The sequence below is a fragment of the Mesorhizobium sp. M8A.F.Ca.ET.207.01.1.1 genome, from assembly GCF_004794715.1.
GTDB lineage: Bacteria > Pseudomonadota > Alphaproteobacteria > Rhizobiales > Rhizobiaceae > Mesorhizobium.
In genome coordinates this window covers 246,969-266,599 of sequence record NZ_SRUS01000007.1, presented here as the reverse complement: position 1 = coordinate 266,599, position 19,631 = coordinate 246,969, and the positions used below count along the sequence as shown (strand labels likewise).

Below are 19,631 nucleotides of genomic sequence, written 5' to 3'. Positions count from 1 at the left end.
CGAAACGGGGCGGCGCCACAGGGCGCCGCCCCACCTCGCCCGCCATGCTGCGTTACATCCTCGGCAAGCTCGCCCTCATCATCCCGACCTTTATCGGGATAACCATCCTCGCTTTCGGCTTCGTGCGCATCCTGCCCGGTGATCCGGTGCTGGTGCTTGCGGGCGAACGTGGCCTGTCGCCCGAACGCCACACGACGCTGATGCATCAGTTCGGTTTCGACCTGCCGATCTGGCAACAGTATCTGACCTACCTGACCAACATCCTCAGCGGCGATTTCGGCACCTCGTTTTCGACCAAGACACCGGTGCTGAAGGATTTCCTGGTGCGGTTCCCGGCCACGGTCGAACTCGCCATCTTCGCCATGATCTTCGCCGTCATCTTCGGTGTCGCCTTCGGCATTTTCGCTGCCATCCGCCGTGGCTCCTGGTTCGACCAACTGACCATGGGCACCGCGCTCGCCGGCTATTCCATGCCGATCTTCTGGTGGGGGCTGCTGCTGATCATCGTGTTTTCCGGTACGCTGCACTGGACGCCGGTCTCCGGCCGCATCGACCTTCTCTATTTCTTCAAGCCGGTGACCGGCTTCATGACCATCGATTCCCTGATCTCGGGGCAGAAGGGCGCCTTCCGCTCGGCGGTGTCGCACCTCATACTGCCCACCATCGTGCTTGGCACCATTCCGCTGGCGGTCATCGCCAGGCAGACGCGATCGGCTATGCTCGAAGTGCTGGGTGAGGACTATGTTCGCACCGCGCGCGCCAAAGGCCTGGCGCCGCGCCGTGTCATCGGCCTGCATGCCTTCCGCAATGCGCTGATCCCGGTCGTCACCACCATCGGCCTGCAGGTCGGCACGCTGCTCACCGGCGCCATCCTGACCGAGAGCATCTTTTCGTGGCCGGGCATCGGCAAGTGGATGATCGACGCCATCTCCAAGCGCGACTATTTCACCGTGCAGGGCGGGTTGCTTTTGATCGCGCTGATCGTCATGTCGGTGAACCTTATCGTCGACGTGCTCTACGCCGTCATCAACCCGCGTATCCGGGCGAATTGACATGACCAATGAAGGCCCAGCCACCATCGAAGCCGCGACCGTCGTCAAACCGCAGGACGCGCGGCTGCAGATGTTCGCCGAGTTCTGGCACTACTTCTCGATCAACAAGGGCGCGGTGATCGGCCTCTTCGTCTTCGCCCTGCTGATCCTGGTCGCCATCTTCGCGCCGCTGCTTGCGCCGCATTCGCCTGACGATCAGTTCCGCGACTTCTTCCTGACGCCGCCGGCCTGGCAGGCGGGCGGCAACGCGCAGTTCCTGCTCGGCACCGACGCCGTCGGCCGCGATATGCTGTCGCGCCTGATCTATGGCTCGCGCTTTTCGCTCGCCATCGGTTTCGTCGTCGTCACCACGGCGCTGATCTCCGGCGTCATCCTCGGCCTGCTCGCCGGCTACTGCCGTGGCTGGGTCGACACGCTGATCATGCGCATCATGGACATCATCCTGGCCTTCCCATCGCTGCTGTTGGCGCTGGTGCTGGTCGCGGTGCTCGGCCCCGGCCTCGTCAACGCCATGATCGCCATCGCCTTCGTGCTGCAGCCGCATTTCGCCCGGCTCACCCGCGCCGCGGTGATGGCGGAAAAGACCCGCGAATATGTGGTCTCGGCCAAGGTCGCCGGCGCCAGCCATCTCAGGCTGATGCTGGTCACCATCCTGCCCAACTGCATCGCCCCGCTGATCGTGCAGGCGACGCTGTCCTTTTCCAACGCCATCCTCGAGGCCGCCGCCCTTGGCTTCCTCGGCATGGGCGCGCAGCCGCCGACACCCGAATGGGGCACGATGCTCGCCGAAGCGCGCGAATTCATCCTGCGCGCCTGGTGGGTGGTGACCTTCCCCGGCCTTGCCATTCTGATCACCGTCTTTGCCATCAACCTGATCGGCGACGGCCTGCGCGACGCCCTCGACCCCAAGCTGAAGAGGTCGTGAGCATGTCGCTGCTCGAGATCAAGAACCTCACCGTTTCCTTCGACACCGCCGCCGGGCCGTTCATGGCCGTGCAAGGCATCGACCTTTCGATCGAGCCGCGCGAGGTGCTGGCGATCGTCGGCGAGTCCGGCTCCGGCAAGTCGGTGTCGATGCTGGCGGTCATGGGGCTGTTGCCCAACACCGCGACGGTCAAGGCCGACCGCATGGCCTTCGACGGCGTCGACCTGTTGAAGCTCAGCCCGTCCGAACGCCGCAAGATCGTCGGCAAGGACATCTCGATGATCTTCCAGGAGCCGATCGCCAGCCTCAACCCGTGCTTCACGGTCGGCTTCCAGATCGAGGAGGTGCTGCGCTTCCACATGGGCATGGACCGCGCCCAGCGCCGGGCGCGCGCCATCGAGTTGATGAAGCTGGTCGGCATTGCCGATCCGGAAGAACGGCTGAGCTCGTTTCCGCACCAGATGTCCGGCGGCCAGTGCCAGCGCGTCATGATCGCGATCGCGATTGCCTGCAATCCGAAGCTTTTGATCGCCGACGAGCCGACGACCGCGCTCGACGTCACCATCCAGAAGCAGATCCTCGATCTGCTCGTCTCGCTGCAGGCCAAATACGGCATGGGCCTGATCATGATCACCCACAATATGGGCGTGGTGGCCGAGACCGCCGACCGCGTCATCGTTCAGTACAAGGGCCGCAAGATGGAAGAGGCCGACGTGCTGTCGCTGTTTGAATCGCCCAAGAGCAATTACACGCGCGCGCTGCTCTCGGCGTTGCCGGAAAACGCCGTCGGCGACCGGCTGCCGACCGTTTCCGACATGCTGTTCGAGCCGGCCCCCTCGGCGGCGGGAGCTTCGGCATGAGCACCACGGTCCTCGAAGGCAAGAACATCGTTCGCGACTATCATATCGGCGGTGGCCTGTTCACCGGGCCGCGCACCGTACATGCGGTCAAGGGCGTCTCCTTCACCGTGGACAAGGGCAAGACGCTCGCCATCGTCGGTGAAAGCGGCTGCGGCAAGTCCACGCTCGCCCGCATCATCACCTTGATCGATCCCGCGACGTCGGGCGAGCTCTTCATCGACGGCAACAAGGTCGATATCGCCAAAGGCGGATTGACCAAGGAAATGCGCCGCAAGGTGCAGATCGTCTTCCAGAACCCTTACGGGTCGCTCAATCCGCGCCAGAAGATCGGCGACGTGCTGGGCGAGCCGCTGCTCATCAACACCGACAAGCCGGCGGCCGAGCGGCGCGACCTTGCCATGAAGATGCTGAAGAAGGTCGGCCTCGGCCATGAGCACTACAACCGCTATCCGCACATGTTCTCGGGCGGTCAGCGCCAACGCATCGCCATTGCCCGTGCGCTGATGTTGAACCCCAGTCTGCTGGTGCTGGACGAGCCGGTTTCGGCGCTTGATCTATCGGTGCAGGCGCAGGTACTCAACCTGCTCGCCGACCTGCAGGACGAATTCCAGCTGACCTATGTCTTCATCAGCCACGACCTGTCGGTGGTGCGCTACATCGCCGACGATGTGATGGTGATGTATTTCGGCGAGGCCGTCGAATACGGCTCGCGCGACGAGGTCTTTTCGGACCCCAAGCACAGCTACACCAGGACGCTGTTTGCCGCCACGCCGCGCGCCGACGTCGCCAGCATTAAAGCGAGACTGGCGAAGAAAAAGGCGGCCTGACCGGAGGTCAGGCACGGCCCATCCGGCTACGACAGTTTGGCGATGACAGCGCGCAGCGCCTCGCCGAATTTCTGGATCTCCTCGACCGTGTTGTAATGCACCAGCGAGGCGCGGATGGCGCCGCTGTCCATCGACAGGTTGAGGCGTTTCATCAGGCGGGGCGCATACATATGGCCGTCGCGGATGCCGATCTGCATCTCGGCCATTTCCTCGACGATGCGCTGCGGCGACAATTTGCCGATGTTGAAGCAGAAGGTCGGCACGCGCTCGTTGAGGCGGGCCTCGTCGGCGACACCGTAGATGGTCGCGCCGCAGGCCTTCAGCACGCCCATCATCTCGCGCGCCAGCAGCAACTCATAGTCGCGGATGGCGCCCATGCCGGCGACGATGTTGTCGCGCCGCGAGCGGTTGTTGGAGGGGGCGAGATTGCGGCCGATCAGTTCAAGATACTGCACGGCGGCATCCATGCCCGACACGTTCTCGTAGATGAATGTGCCGGCCTCGACCTTGTAGGGCGGCTCGTCCGGGATGAAATCCTCGCGGAAGGTCGGCAGGCGTTTCAGCGTCTCGAAGCGGCCCCAGAGGAAACCCATATGCGGCGAGAAGTTCTTGTAGCCGGAACAGACGAGATAATCGCAATCCCAGGCCTGCACGTCGATCAGCCCGTGCGGTCCGTAATGCACGCAATCGAGGAACACTTCGGCGCCAACCCTATGCGCGATGTCAGCGACCGAGGCGACATCGACGATCGAGCCGATCGAGTGCGCCGTCACCGTGCAGGCGACCAGCCGGGTGCGGTCCGAAACCAGCGGCTTGAGATCGTCGACATGCAGATTGCCATCCTCGCGCATGCGCCACCATTTGAACTTGGCGCCGGCGGATTCCAGCGCCAGCCAGGTGGCGATGTTGGCATCATGGTCCATGTCGGTGACGACGATCTCATCACGCTCGGAAAGCATCTGGCCGATGCCGAGGCTGACCAGGCGGATGAAGGAGGTGGCGTTCATGCCGAAGCAGATTTCCGCCGGGCTGTAGGCATTGATCAGCAGGGCGACGCTTGTCCGAGCATCGGCGACCGACTGATCGACGGTGACGCTGCGGCCATAGCGGCCGCCGCGCTGCACATTGTGTGAGACAAGGTGGTTGGTCACCGCGTCGAGCACGCTCTGCGGAATCTGTGCCCCGGCGGCATTGTCCATGAAGATGAAATCGCCGGCTCGCTGTAGGGCGGGGAACATGGCGCGGATGGTGTCGACGGGGAAGCCGCCAGTGGCCTGGGGATTGCTCAATTGTATCTCCTGCGAAGTGCTTGCGGGGTGGTAGGTGGCTAGCGGGCCTTCTCGTCCTTGAAGCGGGCTTCAAGCAGGCTGACGAGACGAACCATCGGCCAAAGGAAGATGAGATAGACCAGTGCGGCGCCGATCAGCGGCGAGGGGTTGGCGTAGAGCGACTGTGCGTTGGTCGCTTCCTTGAGCAGTTCCGGCAGCGCCACGGTGGAGGCCAGCGAAGTGTCCTTGAACATCGAGACGCAGTTGCTGGTCATCGGCGGGATGACGACGCGCACCGCCTGCGGCAGCACCACCTTGCGCAAGGTCAAAAGGAACGGCAGGCCAAGCGCCTGCGAGGCCTCGAACTGGCCGCGCGGAATGCTCTCTATGCCGGAGCGAAACACTTCGGCCGAATAGGCCGACATGATGATGGCGAACGCGGTCACCGCCGACGCCCAGGACGACAGGCGTATGCCGAGGAACGGCAGCGCGTAGTAGATCAGGATCAGCACGACGAGGACCGGCAAGGCGCGAAAGATGTCGGTGTAGCCGACCGCCAGCCAGCGCAGTGGCTTCGGTGCGTAGAGCCGCAACAGGCTGATCACCAGGCCGATGGGAATGCCGATACCGATGCTGAGCAGGCCAAGCAGCAGCGTGTTCAGGAAGCCGCGCAGCAGCGCCGGCAGGCTCGACGCGATGACGTCGGCGTTGAAGAAAGTGTCGATCAGCGACATCAGAGCATTCCCGAACGGTGTTGCGTCATCTGACGCCAGAGCCCGACCCGGAACATCAAGATCGGCTTTGCCGAACGGATGCTGGTCCCGGGAAGGTTAATGCGTGAAAACGGGACGTGCAGACCCTCTTGGAGCCGGCACGCCTTCCGTCCTGTCGGCCGCCGCTCAGGCCTTGGGCAGCGGCATTTCCTTGACGGTCGAGGAATCGGCCGGGGCGTCGCTGCCGAACCACTTCTTGTGGATCGCGGCCAGCGTGCCGTCCTTCTTCATCGCCGTCAGCGCATCGTTGAGCTTGCCGAGCAGCGGATGATCCTTGGTCATCATCAGGCCGTACTGCTCGCCGGTCTTGATGCGCTGCTTGACCGTCAGGTCCTTCATCTTGGTGAAGGAGTACTGCATTCCCGGAATGTCGCTGACGGCGGCGTCGATGCGGCCGGCGCTGAGGTCGAGCAAAAGGTTCTGCTGCGTGTCATAGCCTTTCACGTCGCTGAAGCCGTCGGCTTCCTGGTGCGCCTTGACCCACGTCTCGCCGGTCGAGCCCGAGAGCACGCCGACGATCTTGGCCTTGAGGTCGGCCTCGGCGTTGATCGGGCTGTCGGTCTTGGTGGCGATGCCCATGTCGGAATCATAATAAGGCTGGGTGAAGGACTGCGACTTCAGCCGCTCCGGCGTGATCGTGATCGACGAGATGGCGACGTCGATGCGCTTGGAGGTGGTCGCGGCGAACAGTGCCTGGAAGCCGAGATCGGCAATGTCGGTGGTCATGCCGGCGCGCTTGGCCGCCTCGTTGACGATGTCGACTTCAAAACCCTCGAACGTGCCGCTCTCGTTCTTGTATTCGAAGGGCGGGTTGGTCGGGTAGGCGCCGACATTGAGCACATCGGCGGCGAAGGCGGTTGCCGGCCCAGCGGCGATGCCGATTGCCGCGGCGAAAAGGATGAGATTGCGACGGTTGAGCTTCATTGGTGGTCCCTCTGGGGTATTCCCTCTGGTTGTTGATCGGGCGGGCTGCCCCGCACGGTTTGTTGCCGTCCCGCCTCCCAGCGGGGCGTCAATTCATGTGGCGAGCATGCGCTCGGCCGTGGCCGCGATCTGGTCGCGGTCGCCTTCACGCGCAGGCACGGCAAGGTTGGTCTCGGTATGCAGGTCGCGGATCCGGGCGCGAACGCGATCGAAGGCACAGCGCGCGCTGGACGATGACTGGGGCAGCACAAACGACAAAGGACTGAAACCCCTCCAACCCGGAGCACCCGCGATGAGCTGCCCGGAAACCCTCCAGCCCGACAGTCGCCATCGATCTTGAATGCTTATCCAAAGTGCGGCGCTTTTCAAGGCAAAAGTTTTAAGCTTAAAAAAGTTTCGCGGCTTGCTGCTCGACCGGGCGATAGCGCGGGTCTTCCCGCGCCAGTTCCACCCGGGCGGCGGCATAATTGGCCGCGCCGCCCGCGCCGAGAAACATCGTGTCGCTGGCCAGGACGAAAAAGCTGGCGCCGACGGTTGCCCATTGACCGACGGTCTGCGGGCTGGCGCAAAATATGCCGGAGGTCTTGCCGTGCGCGATCGTCACGCCGATGATCCTGCGGATCGCAGCCGCGAGCTTGTCGGCGCCCTTCGGTCCGATCGCATCGATCGACACGGAGAGATCGCCGGGGCCGACGAAGATCACGTCGACGCCGTCGACATCGGCGATCGCCTCGATGTTGGCCAACCCCTCAGCGGTTTCGACCTGGACCGCCACGACGATCCTGTCATTGGCGCCGGCCAGATATTCGGGAATGCGATAGCCATAACCGGCAGCGCGGCCGGGTCCGACGCCGCGTTCGCCCAGCGGCGGATAACGCGATGCCGTCACCGCCATCGCAGCTTGGGCCGGTGTCGAGACGCGTGGCACCAGCACGCCTTGCGCGCCGCTGTCCAATGCCGCCTGGATGGCTTCGGGCGCATGGCCGGGAACGCGCACCATCGCCGGCACACGGTGGACATCGGCGGCGCGTATCATCGTTTCGACGATGTCGCGCGAGATCTGCGCGTGCTCCCAGTCGATGCAGAGGAAGTCGAGGCCGGACAGCGCCATCACCTCGACCGCGACGGGATGCGGAATGGCGCAGAAGGACCCGACGAGGCTGGTCTTGCCGATGCATTTCTGGCGGAACTCGTTCATGCCGATCCCTTCTCTCATCCCGCCAAGTTCATATCGGCAAACCAGTGCGACGCGAAGCTATTTCAGGCTTGAAATATTTTCGCGCGGGCCTAGCCTACGGCCTCCCGCCCGCGAGTTCCCGAGATGATCAAAGCACATCCGTTGCACGGCTCCAACAAACTCAAGCTTGGCGTCTTCTCGACCAACGCCGATGGCGGTCTTGCCATATCGGATGTGCCGGAGCGCTGGACGGCGAGCTGGCAGGACAATCTGACGGCCGCCCAGATCGCCGACCGCGCCGGGCTGGAGTTCATGTTGCCGATCGCACGCTGGCGTGGCTTTGGCGGCCGCAACAAGGTGCGTGAATCGTCGTTCGAGACCTTCACCTGGGCGGCGGCGCTCAGCGTGGCCACCGACCGTATCGGCCTGTTCATGACCGTGCACGTGCCGCTTGTGCACCCGCTCTATGCCGCCAAAGCGCTGGCGACCGTCGACCACATCAGCCAGGGCCGTGCCGGTTTGAACATCGTCTGCGGCTGGAACCCGAAGGAATTCGGCATGTTCGGCACACCGCTGGTCGAGAAGGGTTACGACCAGGCGGCCGAATGGATCGAAATACTGGAGAAGCTCTACGCGTCGGCGGAGCCGCTTGAGTATCAAGGCACCTATTATCACCTCAAGGAGGCGGTCAGCCGGCCGGCCAGCCTGCAGCTTCCGCGCCCGGTGACCATGAACGCCGCTTTCGGCGGCCCGGGCCGCGATTTCGCCGCCGCCAGATGCGATTATCTGTTTACGACCTTCTCCGAAATGGCCGACGCCGGCAAGCATGTCGCCGACATCAGCGAGCGGGCCGACAAGGTTGGCCGGGAGGTCGGCGTCTACACCGTGGCACATGTCGTCTGCCGCCCGACCATGGAAGAGGCGCAGGCCTATTACAGGCGCTATGCCGTCGATCTGGCGGATCACGAGGCGGTCGATGCGCATATGGCCGGCAAGAAGGAATTCTCGCAATCCCATGACCCGCATGCCTATGACGCATACCGGCAGCGTTTTGCCGGCGGCGCCGGCACCTATCCGCTGGTTGGAACGCCGCAAACGATTGCCGCCGACATGGCCGCCATTGCCGCGCACGGCTATCAGGGCATCGCCCTGTCCTTCGTCAACTACACTCAGGAACTGCCTTACTTCTGCGACCACGTGCTGCCGCTGCTCAGGCAAGCCGGCCTTCGCGAATAAGATATTCCGGGGATGCGAATTCTTTATTCCGGAATAACGGCGGTGGCCTGGATCTCCACCTTGGCGCGGTCCTCCACCAGCGCCACCACCTGCATGGCGGCCATTGCTGGAAAATGCCGGCCGATCACCTCGCGATAGGCCTCGCCGATCCCCTTGAGGTTGCCGAGATATTCGGCCTTGTCGGTAAAATACCAGGTCATCGAGGTGATGTGCCGTGGCTCCGCGCCGGCCTCGGCCAGCACGGCGACGATGTTCTGGAGCGTCTGCCGCACCTGGCCGGCGAAATCGTCGGTCTCGAACTGGCATTGCCCGTTCCAGCCGACCTGGCCGCCGACGAAGACGAGCCTGCCTCGCGCCGCCACGCCATTGGCGTAGCCGACGGGTTTTGCCCAGCCTTCCGGCTGCAGGATCTCGTGCATGTCGTCTCTCCGCCTATCCAATATCGGGTCCGCAATATCCGTGTCGAAAACAATCCAGTCGGTGGTCACGACCTGTTCAGGCCGCGCCCATCACTTGCCGCGCGATCACCACCTTCTGCACGTCCGAAGCGCCCTCGTAGATGCGCAGCGCGCGGATTTCGCGATACAGGCTCTCGACGATGTGGCCTTTGCGGACACCGTCGCCGCCATGCAGTTGCACCGCTTTGTCGATCACCTCCTGCGCCTTGTCTGTGGCGAACAGCTTGGCCATCGCCGCCTCTCGGGTGACGCGGGCGGCGCCCATGTCCTTGGTCCAGGCGGCGCGGTAGACCAGCAGCGCCGCCGCATCGACGTCGAGGGCCATGTCGGCGATGTGGCCCTGCACCATCTGCAGTTCCGCCATCGGCGCGCCGAACAGTTTTCGTTCGGCCACGCGCTTGATGCTTTCATCCAGCGCGCGGCGGGCAAAGCCGAGCGCCGCCGCGCCGACGGTCGAGCGGAACACGTCGAGCACTGACATGGCGATGCGGAAGCCGTCGCCCGGCTTGCCGATCAGCGCCGAGGCGGGGACACGAACCCTGTCGAAGGCGAGGCGGGCCAGCGGATGCGGCGCGATCACTTCGAGACGCTCCGCGATGCCAAGGCCCTTGGCGTCACCAGCGACGAGGAAGGCGGAGAGGCCCTTGGCGCCCGGCGCTTCGCCGGTGCGGGCAAAGACGACATAGAGATCGGCGATGCCGCCATTCGAAATCCAGGTTTTTTCGCCGGTGAGAACATAGCTGTCGCCATGGCGGGTCGCCGTCATTTCCGTGTTGGCGACATCGGATCCGGAGCGCGGCTCCGACAGGGCGAAGGCGGAGATCGCCTTGCCGGCGCGCGTCTTAGCCAGCCATTGCCGTTGGTCAGCCGTTCCGAACAGGCTGAGCGCACCGGTGCCGAGCCCCTGCATGGCGAAAGCGAAATCGGCCAGCCCGTCATGGCGCGCCAGCGTCTCGCGCGTGATGCACAAGGAACGCACGTCGAGCGGGCCGGGATTGTCAGTGTCGACAGCCGTCGGCTTCAGCCAGCCATCGCGGCCAAGCATGGCCACCAGCTCGCGGCAGGCAGCGTCGATGTCGTGATGATCGACGGGGAGGTTCTTGGCGCACCAGGCGTCGAGTTGTTCTGCGAGCTCGCGATGGCGGTCTTCGAAGAACGGCCAGGCGAGGAAGGAGCGGTCAGGCATGTCTGCCTCCGCTGTGCAGCAAGCTTGGTGCTCTACGGCGCCCCCCTCTGGCCTGCCGGCCATCTCCCCCACGAGGGGGGAGATTGGCAGCTTGGCCCGTAGCGCTCTCTTTGCAACGGTGGCTGTTGGCGAAAGCAGAGATGACATCCAATCTCCCCCCTCGTGGGGGAGATGTCCGGCAGGACAGAGGGGGGCGCTGTCCCGCCAACGTCTCTACTAATCCACCCATCCTCAATTCCCCTCGAACACCGGCTTTTCCTTGGCCACGAAAGCCCGATACGCCCGTTCGAAATCGCGAGTCTGCATGCAGATCGCCTGCGCCTGTGCTTCGGCCTCGATCGCCTGGTCGAGGCCCATCGACCATTCCTGGTTGAGCTGCGTCTTGGTGATGCCGTGGGCGAAGGTCGGGCCCGATACGATGCGGGTCGCCATCTCCAGCGCATCGGCCTCAAGAGCCGCCGCATCGACCAGCCTGTTGTAGAAGCCCCAGCGCTCGCCTTCCGCCGCCGTCATGGTTCGGCCGGTGTAGAGCAGTTCGGCGGCGCGGCCCTGGCCGATAATGCGCGGCAGGATCGCGCAGGCGCCCATGTCGCAGCCGGCCAGGCCCACGCGTGTGAACAGGAAGGCGGTCTTGGCCTCCGGCGTGGCGATGCGGATGTCGGAACTCATCGCGATGATGGCGCCGGCGCCGACCGCGACACCGTCAACCGCCGCGATGATCGGCTTGCCGCAATTCAGCATCGCCTTGACGAAATCGCCGGTCATGCGGGTGAAGGCGAGGAGCTGCTTCATGTCCATCTTGACCAGCGGACCGATGATGTCGTGGACATCGCCGCCGGAGCAGAAATTGCCGCCATTGGACAGGAACACCACGGCGTCGACATCGTCGGCATAGACAAGATCGCGGAACGTGTCGCGCAACTCGGCATAGCTGTCGAAGGTCAGCGGGTTCTTGCGCTCAGGCCGGTCGAGCCGGACCTTGGCGATCCGGCCCTCGACCTCCCACAGGAAATGCTTCGGCTTGCGGCCGGCCATTGCAGTCATTCGCGTCCCTCCCAGTTGCTGCGGAACGAGGTCAGCATGCCGGTCAGCCGGCGGGCATCCTCCTCGCTGACCTTGCCCAGCAATTCACCGATCCAGCCCTCATGCGCGGCGGCGATGGTGGCAAAGGACTTGGTGCCCTCCTCGGTCAACCGCACCATCGAGGTGCGGCGGTCGCCATTGCGGCGCGCACGGGCCACCAGTCCTTCGGAAACCAGACGGTCGACGATGCCGGTGACATTGCCGTTGGAGACCAGCAGGAAGCGCGAGAGGTCGCTCATCAGCATGCCTTCCGGCGCCCGGTAGAGTGCTGCCATGACGTCGAAGCGCGGCAGCGTCGTATCGAATTCCTTCTTCAGCCGCTCGCGCAACTCGGCCTCGATCGTGCGCGAGGCGCGCAGCAGCCTGATCCAAAGACGCAGCCGGTCCTTGCCGGGTCCCGATGGCACGGGCAGGGGGCCGGCTACCATGTTTCACCTCCCGAGATCGAAATCGCCTGTCCGGTGATCGACGCCGCAGCATTGCCGCACAGCCAGAGCACGGCGGCGGCTACTTCCTGAGGCTGGATGAAACGGCCCTGCGGATTGGTCGAGGCCAGGCTCGCCCGTGCCTCGTCAGCCGAGCGTCCGGTCTTTTCGACGATGCGCTGGATGGACTCCTCCAGCATGTCGGTCTCGACGAAGCCAGGACACACCGCATTGACGGTGACGCCGGATTTCGCCGTCTCGGCGGCAAGCGCCCGCATCAGACCGACGACGCCATGCTTGGCCGCTACATAGGGCGCGACATAGGCGTAGCCTTTCAGACCGGCGGTCGAGGCGATGAAGACGATGCGGCCTGCCTTGCGCGCGGCCATGCCGGCCAGCGCCGGCTTCACCGTCAGGAAGGCTCCGGTCAAATTGACGTCGAGCGTCCGCTGCCAGTCGGCAAGCGTCGTCTTGTGCGCCGGCGTGCTGCCGGCCATGCCGGCATTGGCGACGACGATGTCGAACGGTCCGCGCGCGGCCTCGGCCTGTGTGTAGAGCGCGGCCATCGCCGCCTCATTGGTGACGTCGGCGGCAATGCCATGGATGCGGTCGTTTTCGCTGGCAACCTTCGCGAGTTCAGCTTCGCGACGCCCACATATGGTCACGTCGACACCAGCCTCGGCTAACGCCAGCGCGATGGCCCGGCCGACGCCGGATCCGCCGCCGGTGACCAGCGCGTGCTTGCCGGGAATCGTGGCCGCCGCTGTCATACTTTCAGCCCCGCCGCCGCTTCGCGCTCAGCCAGCCGGTAGATTTGGTCGCGTCCGGGCAGATAGGGATCCGGCCATTTAACGCCACGGTCGCCGAGCGTCACCGCCGCATGCAGCGTCCAGTAGGGATCCGCGAGATGCGGCCGTGCCAGCGCCACCAGATCGGCGCGGCCGGCCATCAGGATCGAATTGACATGATCCGGTTCGTAGATGTTGCCGACCGCCATCGTCGCCATGCCGACCTCGTTGCGGATGCGGTCCGAAAACGGCGTCTGGAACATGCGGCCATAGACCGGCTTGGCAGCAATCGAGGTCTGGCCGGCCGAGACGTCGCATATGTCGACGCCCGCCTCATGCAGCATGCGCGCGATCTCGACGGCGTCGGCCGGCGTCACGCCTTCGATCCCGACCCAGTCATTGGCCGAAATGCGCACCGAGATCGGTTTTCCCGTCGGCCAGGCGGCGCGCACCGCACGGAAGATCTCGAGGGGATAGCGCATGCGGTTTTCCAGCGAACCGCCATAGGCGTCAGTGCGCCCGTTGGTGACCGGCGTGATGAACGACGACAGGAGATAGCCGTGCGCCGCATGGATCTCCAGCATGTCGAAGCCGCAGCGATCGGCCATTTTGGCGGAGGCCACGAACTGGTCGCGCACCAAATCCATGTCGGCGCGATCCATCGCCTTCGGCACCTGATTCTGCGGCGACCACGCGACGGCCGATGCCGCCATGACAGGCCAGTTACCCGAGTCCAGCGGCACGTCAGTGCCTTCCCAGCCGACACGGGTCGAACCCTTGGCGCCGGAATGGCCGATCTGGGCGCAGATCTTCGCTTCGGTTTCGGTATGGACGAAATCGACCAGCCGCCTCCACGCCACCTCATGTTCGGGCGCGTAGAAGCCGGGGCAGCCAGGCGTGATCCGCCCTTCCGGGCTGACGCAGGTCATCTCGATATAGACAAGCCCGGCGCCGCCCTTGGCGCGCTCGGCATAATGGGTGAAATGCCAATCGGTTGGGCAGCCGTCGACGGCCTTGTACTGCGCCATCGGCGAAACGACGACGCGGTTGTTGAGAACCATGTCGCGCAGCTTGAAGGGGGCGAACATCGGCGCCCGGCGCAGCCTGTTGCCGCCGGCACCAGCCTGGCGCTGAAACCACTCTTCTGCGCCGCCCAGCCATTCGGCATCGCGCAGCCGCAAATTCTCGTGGCTGATGCGTTGCGAACGGGTCAAGAGCGAATAGTTGAACTGCACTGGATCGAGACCGAGATAGCGCTCGACCTCCTCGAACCATTCCAGAGAATTGCGCGCCGCCGATTGCAGCTTCAGCACCTCGGTGCGGCGAGCGTCCTCATATTTGCGGAACGCGGCCTCGAGGTCCGGTTCGGTCTCGACATAGTCGGCCAGCGCCACCGCGCTTTCCAGGGCGAGTTTGGTGCCGGAGCCGATCGAGAAATGCGCCGAGGCCGCGGCGTCGCCCATCAGCGCCAGATTCTTGTAGGACCAGCGCTCGCACAGCACGCGCGGGAAATTGATCCAGGCCGAGCCCCTGATGTGGTTGGCGTTGGTCATCAGCGCATGGCCGCCAAGATGTTTGGCGAAGATGCGCTCGCAGACCGCGATGGACTCCTGCTGCGACATCGCGCCGAAGCCGAAGGCGGCCCAGGTCTGTTCGCTGCATTCGACAATGAAGGTCGCGGTCTCGCTGTCGAACTGGTAGGCGTGCGCCCACACCCAGCCATGCTCGGTCTTTTCGAAGATGAAGGTGAAGGCGTCGTCGAATTTCTGGTTGGTGCCAAGCCAGACGAACTTGCATTTGCGGGTGTCGATGTCGGGCTTGAAAATGTCGACGAAGGTATTGCGCGCCCTGGAGTTCAGCCCGTCGGCGGCGACGACCAGGTCATGCGTCTCCATATAGGGGCGGGGGTCGGCGATGTCGGTTTCGAACATCAGCTTGACGCCGAGTTCGCGCGCGCGCCGCTGCAAGAGCACCAGCAGGCGCTTGCGGCCGATGCCGCAGAAGCCGTGGCCCGACGAGACCGTGCGCACGCCGTCATGGATGACGGCGATGTCGTCCCAATAGGCGAAATGCTTCTTGATCCAGACGGCGCTGACGGGATCATTCTCAGCAAGATTATCGAGCGTCTCGGCCGACAGCACGACGCCCCAGCCGAACGTGTCGTCGGCGCGATTGCGCTCGAACACCGTCACGTCGTGCGCGGCGTCCCTCAGTTTCATCGAAATGGCAAAGTAGAGGCCGGCTGGTCCGCCGCCGAGAACCGCAACCTTCATCTGTGCGATCTCCTCTTCGCTTGCTGTGCCTCAGTATCGCGCCGGAGGTAAGATATTTCAAGCTTAAAGTTTTATGTCGAAATGATTAGGCGGGGATTGCGTGGCGCGCTTGCGTGACGTCCCTGCAAGCGCGCCGCGGGAGATCATTTCTCCGGGTTCTTCGGGCTCCACAGCACGGTCTCGGCACCCTTCTCATAGGCCATGCCGTTGGGATAGCTGATCGCTTCCAGTTGCAAGCCCCAGGGTGCCTGGAAATAGAGGATGGTCTGGCCGGCGGCGGGCCCTTCCTTGACCGGCAGCGGCCCCATCCGTGTCTTCACGCCCTTGCCGTCGAGATAGGCTTTCGCCGCGGCAACGTCGTCGACGTAGAAGGCGATGTGGAAGCCGCCAATGTCGCTGTTCTTCGGTGTCAGGTCCTTCTGGTCGGGCGCGGTGTATTTGAACAGCTCGATGTTCGATCCGCTACCGCACCGGACCATGGTGATCTGCTCGATGACCGCCTTCGGATCGACGCCCAGCACGTCCTGCATGAAGGTGCCCTTGTCGTCGGCGAACGGTCCGAACGACATCGCCTTCTTGCAGCCCACGACTTCGGTGAAGAAATCGACCGCCTGCTTCATGTCGGGAACCGTGATGCCGGTATGGTCGTGTCCGCGCATGCCGGGGATCGAATCCGCCGCCGCCGCTCCCATCGATCCGAGCAGGATCGCGGCGAGCATCGTGCCGCGGGTTGCGTAGTTCATGTTACCCTCCGTTCGCGGGCTGATTTCGCCCCCATGCACGTCCGAGGCCCGCTCTTCGGCGTGCGGGATGAAAAGTCTTATGCCGGCGCCTTCGCGGGCGGCCGCAGCCAGTCCGCGTCGATCTCGGGAAGCGGAATGGCGGCAAGCAGGTCTCGCGTGTAAGTCTCCCTGGGATTGTCGAACAGCGCATCCGTGGCGCTCTGCTCGACGATGCTGCCCTCGCGCATGACGATCACCTGTTGGCAGAGCCGCCGGATGACCGACAGGTCGTGGCTGATGAAGGCGACCGTCAGGCCCATCTCCGCCGCGAGCTTCTCCAGCAAGGTCAGGATCTGCGCCTGTGTCGAGACGTCGAGCCCGGAGACGATCTCGTCGGCCAGCAAGAATTTCGGCGACAGCGCCAGCGCGCGCGCAATGCCGACGCGCTGGCGCTGGCCGCCCGACAGCTGGTGCCGGTAGCGGCTGGCGAAGCTCTGCGGCAGGCCGACGCGTTGCAGTGCCTCTGCGACGCGGGATTTCAGATTGTCGCCAAGCCCGTTCTGCTTCAGCGGTGCGGCGATGATGCTGGCAATGGTGCGGCGCGGGTTGAGCGATGACATCGGATCCTGGAAGATCATCTGCAGGTCGCGGCGCAGCGGCCGCAGTGCCGCCTCCGGCAGTTGGGTGATGTCACGGCCCTCGAAACGGATGCTGCCGGCACTCGGCTCCAGCAGCCGGACCAAAGCGCGACCAAGCGTCGATTTTCCGGATCCGGATTCACCGACGATGCCGGTGACAGAGCCCTTTGGCAGGTCGAAATCCAGGCCTTTCAGAATTTCGGCCAGCGGCGCGCGGCCGATAAGCGGCTTGCGCGTCATGTCGGGCAGCGCGACCTTCAGCCCGCGCACGGAAAACAGCGGCTCAGCCATGCGGGCGCCTCCATGCCTGGTCGGCTGCCGCGATCTCGGCGGCAAGTCCGGCCAGAACCGTCTCGTCCACCGGCTTCAGCGAGGCGAAGGGGTCGGTGTAGCGTGGCGTCGCAGCCATCAGCGCCCGGGTGTACGGATGCCGGGGTGCCGCGAAGAGATCAGCGGTCTCGGCCTCTTCCACCACCTTGCCGGCATAGAGCACCGACACTTTCTGGCTGATCTTGGCGACGACGCCAAGATCATGGGTGACGAACAGGATCGCGGTGCCGTGCTCGCGCTGCAACGCGGCGATCAGCCGAAGGATCTGCTTCTGCACGGTGACATCGAGCGCCGTGGTCGGCTCGTCGGCGACGATCAGCCGTGGCTCGGCGGCAAAGGCGGCGGCAATCAGCACGCGTTGGCGCATGCCGCCGGACAGTTCGTGCGGATAGCTCTTCAGCACCCGGTCCGGGTCGCGGATCTGTACCTCGTCCAGCAATTGCCTGACACGCTTGTCCGCCTTGTCGCCGCTCCAACCCAGGATGCGCACCAGCCGGTCGGTCATCTGCGGACCGATGCGGCGCGAGGGGTTGAGCGCGGTCAGCGGGTCCTGCGGGATCAGCGCCGTGCGTGCGCCGATCAGCGTGCGCCGCGCCTTGGGCTGGAGTTTGCCGAGGTCTTCGCCCTCGAGCCTCATGTCGCCTTCGACGATGCGCACGCTCGACGGCAGGACGCCCAGCACCGCCTTGCCGATCATCGTCTTGCCGGCGCCGCTTTCGCCGACCAGCGCGCGCACCTCGCCGGGTTGCACGGTGAGCGAAACAGAGCGCAGCACGCGCTGGCCGTTGGCCAGCACCGCGCTCAGATTGGCGATATCGAGACAGGCACTCATCGCAGCACCGGATCGAAACGCGTCTTCAGTGCTTCGCCGAACTGGCTGAACGACAGCACAGTGAGGATCAGCGTGATCAGCGGAAACACCAGCACCCACCAGGCTTGATGGATCGACAGCCGGCCTTCGGCGATGATGCCGCCCCAGGTCGGGTCGTCGGTCGAGATCGACAGATTGACGAAGGACAGGATCGCCTCGACGATGACGGCGATGCCCATTTCCAGCGACAGCAGCGCAACGATCGACGGCACCACGTTGGGCAGCACCTCGCGCAGCATGATGCCGATGCGGCCATAGCCGGCGATGCGGGCATTCTCGACATAGTCCATGCGCGACTGGCCCATGGCTTCGGCGCGGATGACCCGGCAGAAGCGCGTCCAGTCGATGATGGCGATGGCGAGAATGACGGAGCTCAAGCCGGTACCGAGCACGGCGACCAGCAGAATGGCGAAAAGCACCGGCGGGAACGCCATCCAGATGTCAACGATGCGCGAGATGATGCGATCCGCCCAGCCGCCGAAATAGCCCGCGATCAGTCCCAGCATCGAACCGACGGCGCAGGCGGCGATGGCCGACGCGAAAGCAACGATGAAGGCGATGCGGCCACCAAAAATCAGGCGCGAGAGCAGGTCGCGGCCGAGGCTGTCGGTGCCAAGCCAATAGCCAGGCTCGGCGCCGTCGAGCCAGAACGGCGGCACACGCTCCAGCATCAAATCCTGCGCCAGCGGATCCTGCGGCGCCACCAGCGGCGCGAAAATCGCGGCCAGCAGTGCCAGCAGCAGCCAGCCGCCGGCAAGCCACAGCCTCGGGCTCAGTCCGCGTCGCGAGATGCGTGCCTCATCCATGGCGCAACCTCGGATTGAGCAGCGCATACATCATGTCGACGACGAGGTTGATCAGCACGAACAGCAGCGCGAACACCAGCACGATGCCCTGGATCAGCGGCAGGTCGCGGTTGATGACGGCATCGATCGCCATGTTGCCGAGCCCCTCATAGGAGAACAGCCGCTCGACGATGACCGTGCCGCCGATGAGGAAGGTGAATTGCACGCCGATCAGGGTCAGCGTCGGCAGCGCGGCGTTCTTCAGCGCCTCGCGCAGGATGACCTGCGTTTCCGAAAAGCCCTTGACCCGTGCCAGCACGACATAGTCGAGGTCGAGCACTTCCTTCAGCGACTGTTTGAGAAGCTGCGAGATGATCGCCGCCAGCGGCAGCGCCAAAGCCACGGCCGGCATCAGCATGTGCTTCAAGAGATCCCAGGTCAGGTCGAAGCGCAGTCGCAGCAGGCTCTCGAAGAAATAGAACTGCGTCACGAAGGGCAGGTCGAGTTGCGGCGACACGCGGCCCGAAATGTCGAAGATCGGCACCAGCACGCCGAACAGCAGGATCAGCACCAGGCCCCAGAGGAAGTCGGGGATGGAAAGGGCGGCGCCGCTCGCAATATCGATGCCGGCCTCGACCGCCGTGCCGCGTTCGCGCGCGCCGAGTATCGCCGTCGTGCCGCCGATCGCCACCGCCATGACGAGAGCGACGATGGCAAGTTCCAGCGTGGCCGGCAGCCGGTTGAAGACGAGGCCGAGCACGTCTTGCCGCAGCGAGATCGAGGTTCCGAAATCGCCCCTGGCGACACCGGACAGCCAGATGAAGAACTGCTGTACGATCGTCTTGTCGAGCCCGTACAGCGCGCGCAGTCGGGCGATGTCGTCATTGGTGGCGCCGGGCGGCAGCATCATGGCGATCGGATCGCCGGGCGCGACGCGGATGACGACAAAGACGACGACGGCCACGCCGAACAGCGTGATCAACATCGTCAGCAGACGAATCAGGAATCGTTGCAGGAGCATGTAAATCTT

The 19,631-nt window shown here is 64.4% G+C and carries 21 protein-coding genes; 5 read left to right on the top strand and 16 right to left on the bottom strand.

Annotation, left to right across the window (positions count from 1 at the left end):
- Nucleotides 1-44: 44 nt before the first annotated feature.
- From EN850_RS22390 to EN850_RS22375, 4 genes are all read left to right on the top strand, one after another.
- A complete protein-coding gene (locus EN850_RS22390) occupies nucleotides 45-1,052 on the top strand; it encodes an ABC transporter permease subunit (protein WP_136092250.1) in 1,008 nt (335 codons plus the stop codon).
- A 70-nt stretch (nucleotides 1,053-1,122) separates the two neighbouring features.
- Nucleotides 1,123-1,977, top strand: coding sequence for an ABC transporter permease subunit (locus tag EN850_RS22385; protein WP_189591213.1), 855 nt, complete (start codon nucleotides 1,123-1,125; stop codon nucleotides 1,975-1,977).
- A gap of 2 nt (nucleotides 1,978-1,979) precedes the next feature.
- A complete protein-coding gene (locus tag EN850_RS22380; protein WP_013891360.1) occupies nucleotides 1,980-2,837 on the top strand; it encodes an ABC transporter ATP-binding protein in 858 nt (285 codons plus the stop codon).
- Complete coding sequence (locus EN850_RS22375) at nucleotides 2,834-3,664, top strand: dipeptide ABC transporter ATP-binding protein (RefSeq protein WP_127278113.1); 831 nt, start codon at nucleotides 2,834-2,836, stop codon at nucleotides 3,662-3,664. Before EN850_RS22380 ends, EN850_RS22375 begins: the two co-directional genes overlap by 4 nt.
- A 26-nt stretch (nucleotides 3,665-3,690) precedes the next feature.
- On the opposite strand, the gene EN850_RS22370 is transcribed toward EN850_RS22375, so the two are convergent.
- From EN850_RS22370 to EN850_RS22355, 5 genes are all read right to left on the bottom strand, one after another.
- Nucleotides 3,691-4,953, bottom strand: a complete 1,263-nt coding sequence (locus EN850_RS22370) for a cysteine desulfurase-like protein (RefSeq protein WP_189591202.1) — start codon at nucleotides 4,951-4,953, stop codon at nucleotides 3,691-3,693.
- 38 nt (nucleotides 4,954-4,991) lie between these two features.
- On the bottom strand, nucleotides 4,992-5,666 hold the full coding sequence (locus EN850_RS22365; RefSeq protein ID WP_127870695.1) for an amino acid ABC transporter permease: 675 nt from the start codon (nucleotides 5,664-5,666) through the stop codon (nucleotides 4,992-4,994).
- A gap of 165 nt (nucleotides 5,667-5,831) precedes the next feature.
- The gene (locus tag EN850_RS22360) at nucleotides 5,832-6,629 is read right to left on the bottom strand and encodes an ABC transporter substrate-binding protein (RefSeq protein ID WP_136092247.1); all 798 of its coding nucleotides are present in this window, start codon (nucleotides 6,627-6,629) and stop codon (nucleotides 5,832-5,834) included.
- 93 nt (nucleotides 6,630-6,722) lie between these two features.
- Entirely contained in the window at nucleotides 6,723-6,887 is a 165-nt protein-coding gene (locus EN850_RS36430; protein ID WP_189521943.1) for a hypothetical protein, read from the bottom strand.
- A gap of 127 nt (nucleotides 6,888-7,014) precedes the next feature.
- Complete coding sequence (locus EN850_RS22355; protein WP_136092246.1) at nucleotides 7,015-7,827, bottom strand: HpcH/HpaI aldolase/citrate lyase family protein; 813 nt, start codon at nucleotides 7,825-7,827, stop codon at nucleotides 7,015-7,017.
- Nucleotides 7,828-7,950: 123 nt separating this feature from the next.
- Between EN850_RS22355 and EN850_RS22350 the strand changes: the two genes are divergently transcribed.
- Entirely contained in the window at nucleotides 7,951-9,042 is a 1,092-nt protein-coding gene (locus tag EN850_RS22350; protein ID WP_135862174.1) for an LLM class flavin-dependent oxidoreductase, read from the top strand.
- A gap of 23 nt (nucleotides 9,043-9,065) precedes the next feature.
- On the opposite strand, the gene EN850_RS22345 is transcribed toward EN850_RS22350, so the two are convergent.
- The 11 genes from EN850_RS22345 to EN850_RS22290 form a co-directional block, all read right to left on the bottom strand.
- Nucleotides 9,066-9,461, bottom strand: a complete 396-nt coding sequence (locus EN850_RS22345) for a RidA family protein (protein ID WP_135916832.1) — start codon at nucleotides 9,459-9,461, stop codon at nucleotides 9,066-9,068.
- 76 nt (nucleotides 9,462-9,537) lie between these two features.
- Nucleotides 9,538-10,686, bottom strand: a complete 1,149-nt coding sequence (locus EN850_RS22340) for an acyl-CoA dehydrogenase family protein (protein WP_136092290.1) — start codon at nucleotides 10,684-10,686, stop codon at nucleotides 9,538-9,540.
- Nucleotides 10,687-10,917: 231 nt separating this feature from the next.
- Nucleotides 10,918-11,730: an enoyl-CoA hydratase family protein gene (locus EN850_RS22330; protein WP_135930287.1), complete on the bottom strand. Its 813-nt coding sequence runs from the start codon at nucleotides 11,728-11,730 to the stop codon at nucleotides 10,918-10,920.
- The gene (locus tag EN850_RS22325; RefSeq protein WP_127275964.1) at nucleotides 11,727-12,197 is read right to left on the bottom strand and encodes a MarR family transcriptional regulator; all 471 of its coding nucleotides are present in this window, start codon (nucleotides 12,195-12,197) and stop codon (nucleotides 11,727-11,729) included. Before EN850_RS22325 ends, EN850_RS22330 begins: the two co-directional genes overlap by 4 nt.
- The gene (locus EN850_RS22320) at nucleotides 12,191-12,964 is read right to left on the bottom strand and encodes an SDR family NAD(P)-dependent oxidoreductase (RefSeq protein ID WP_127275963.1); all 774 of its coding nucleotides are present in this window, start codon (nucleotides 12,962-12,964) and stop codon (nucleotides 12,191-12,193) included. Before EN850_RS22320 ends, EN850_RS22325 begins: the two co-directional genes overlap by 7 nt.
- Nucleotides 12,961-15,255 carry a bifunctional salicylyl-CoA 5-hydroxylase/oxidoreductase gene (locus tag EN850_RS22315; protein WP_127275962.1) on the bottom strand — a complete coding sequence of 765 codons (2,295 nt, stop codon included), beginning with the start codon at nucleotides 15,253-15,255 and terminating at the stop codon, nucleotides 12,961-12,963. The genes EN850_RS22320 and EN850_RS22315 overlap by 4 nt, the downstream gene beginning before the upstream one ends.
- 143 nt (nucleotides 15,256-15,398) lie before the next feature.
- Complete coding sequence (locus tag EN850_RS22310) at nucleotides 15,399-15,998, bottom strand: VOC family protein (RefSeq protein WP_127275961.1); 600 nt, start codon at nucleotides 15,996-15,998, stop codon at nucleotides 15,399-15,401.
- 77 nt (nucleotides 15,999-16,075) lie between these two features.
- Entirely contained in the window at nucleotides 16,076-16,906 is an 831-nt protein-coding gene (locus EN850_RS22305; RefSeq protein ID WP_127870699.1) for an ATP-binding cassette domain-containing protein, read from the bottom strand.
- Nucleotides 16,899-17,777 carry an ABC transporter ATP-binding protein gene (locus EN850_RS22300; protein ID WP_127275959.1) on the bottom strand — a complete coding sequence of 293 codons (879 nt, stop codon included), beginning with the start codon at nucleotides 17,775-17,777 and terminating at the stop codon, nucleotides 16,899-16,901. Before EN850_RS22300 ends, EN850_RS22305 begins: the two co-directional genes overlap by 8 nt.
- Nucleotides 17,774-18,622, bottom strand: coding sequence for an ABC transporter permease (locus EN850_RS22295; protein ID WP_136092245.1), 849 nt, complete (start codon nucleotides 18,620-18,622; stop codon nucleotides 17,774-17,776). The genes EN850_RS22300 and EN850_RS22295 overlap by 4 nt, the downstream gene beginning before the upstream one ends.
- Nucleotides 18,615-19,622 (bottom strand): ABC transporter permease, encoded by a 1,008-nt coding sequence (locus EN850_RS22290; protein ID WP_135862159.1) that lies wholly within the window; start codon nucleotides 19,620-19,622, stop codon nucleotides 18,615-18,617. The genes EN850_RS22295 and EN850_RS22290 overlap by 8 nt, the downstream gene beginning before the upstream one ends.
- Nucleotides 19,623-19,631: the final 9 nt, after the last annotated feature.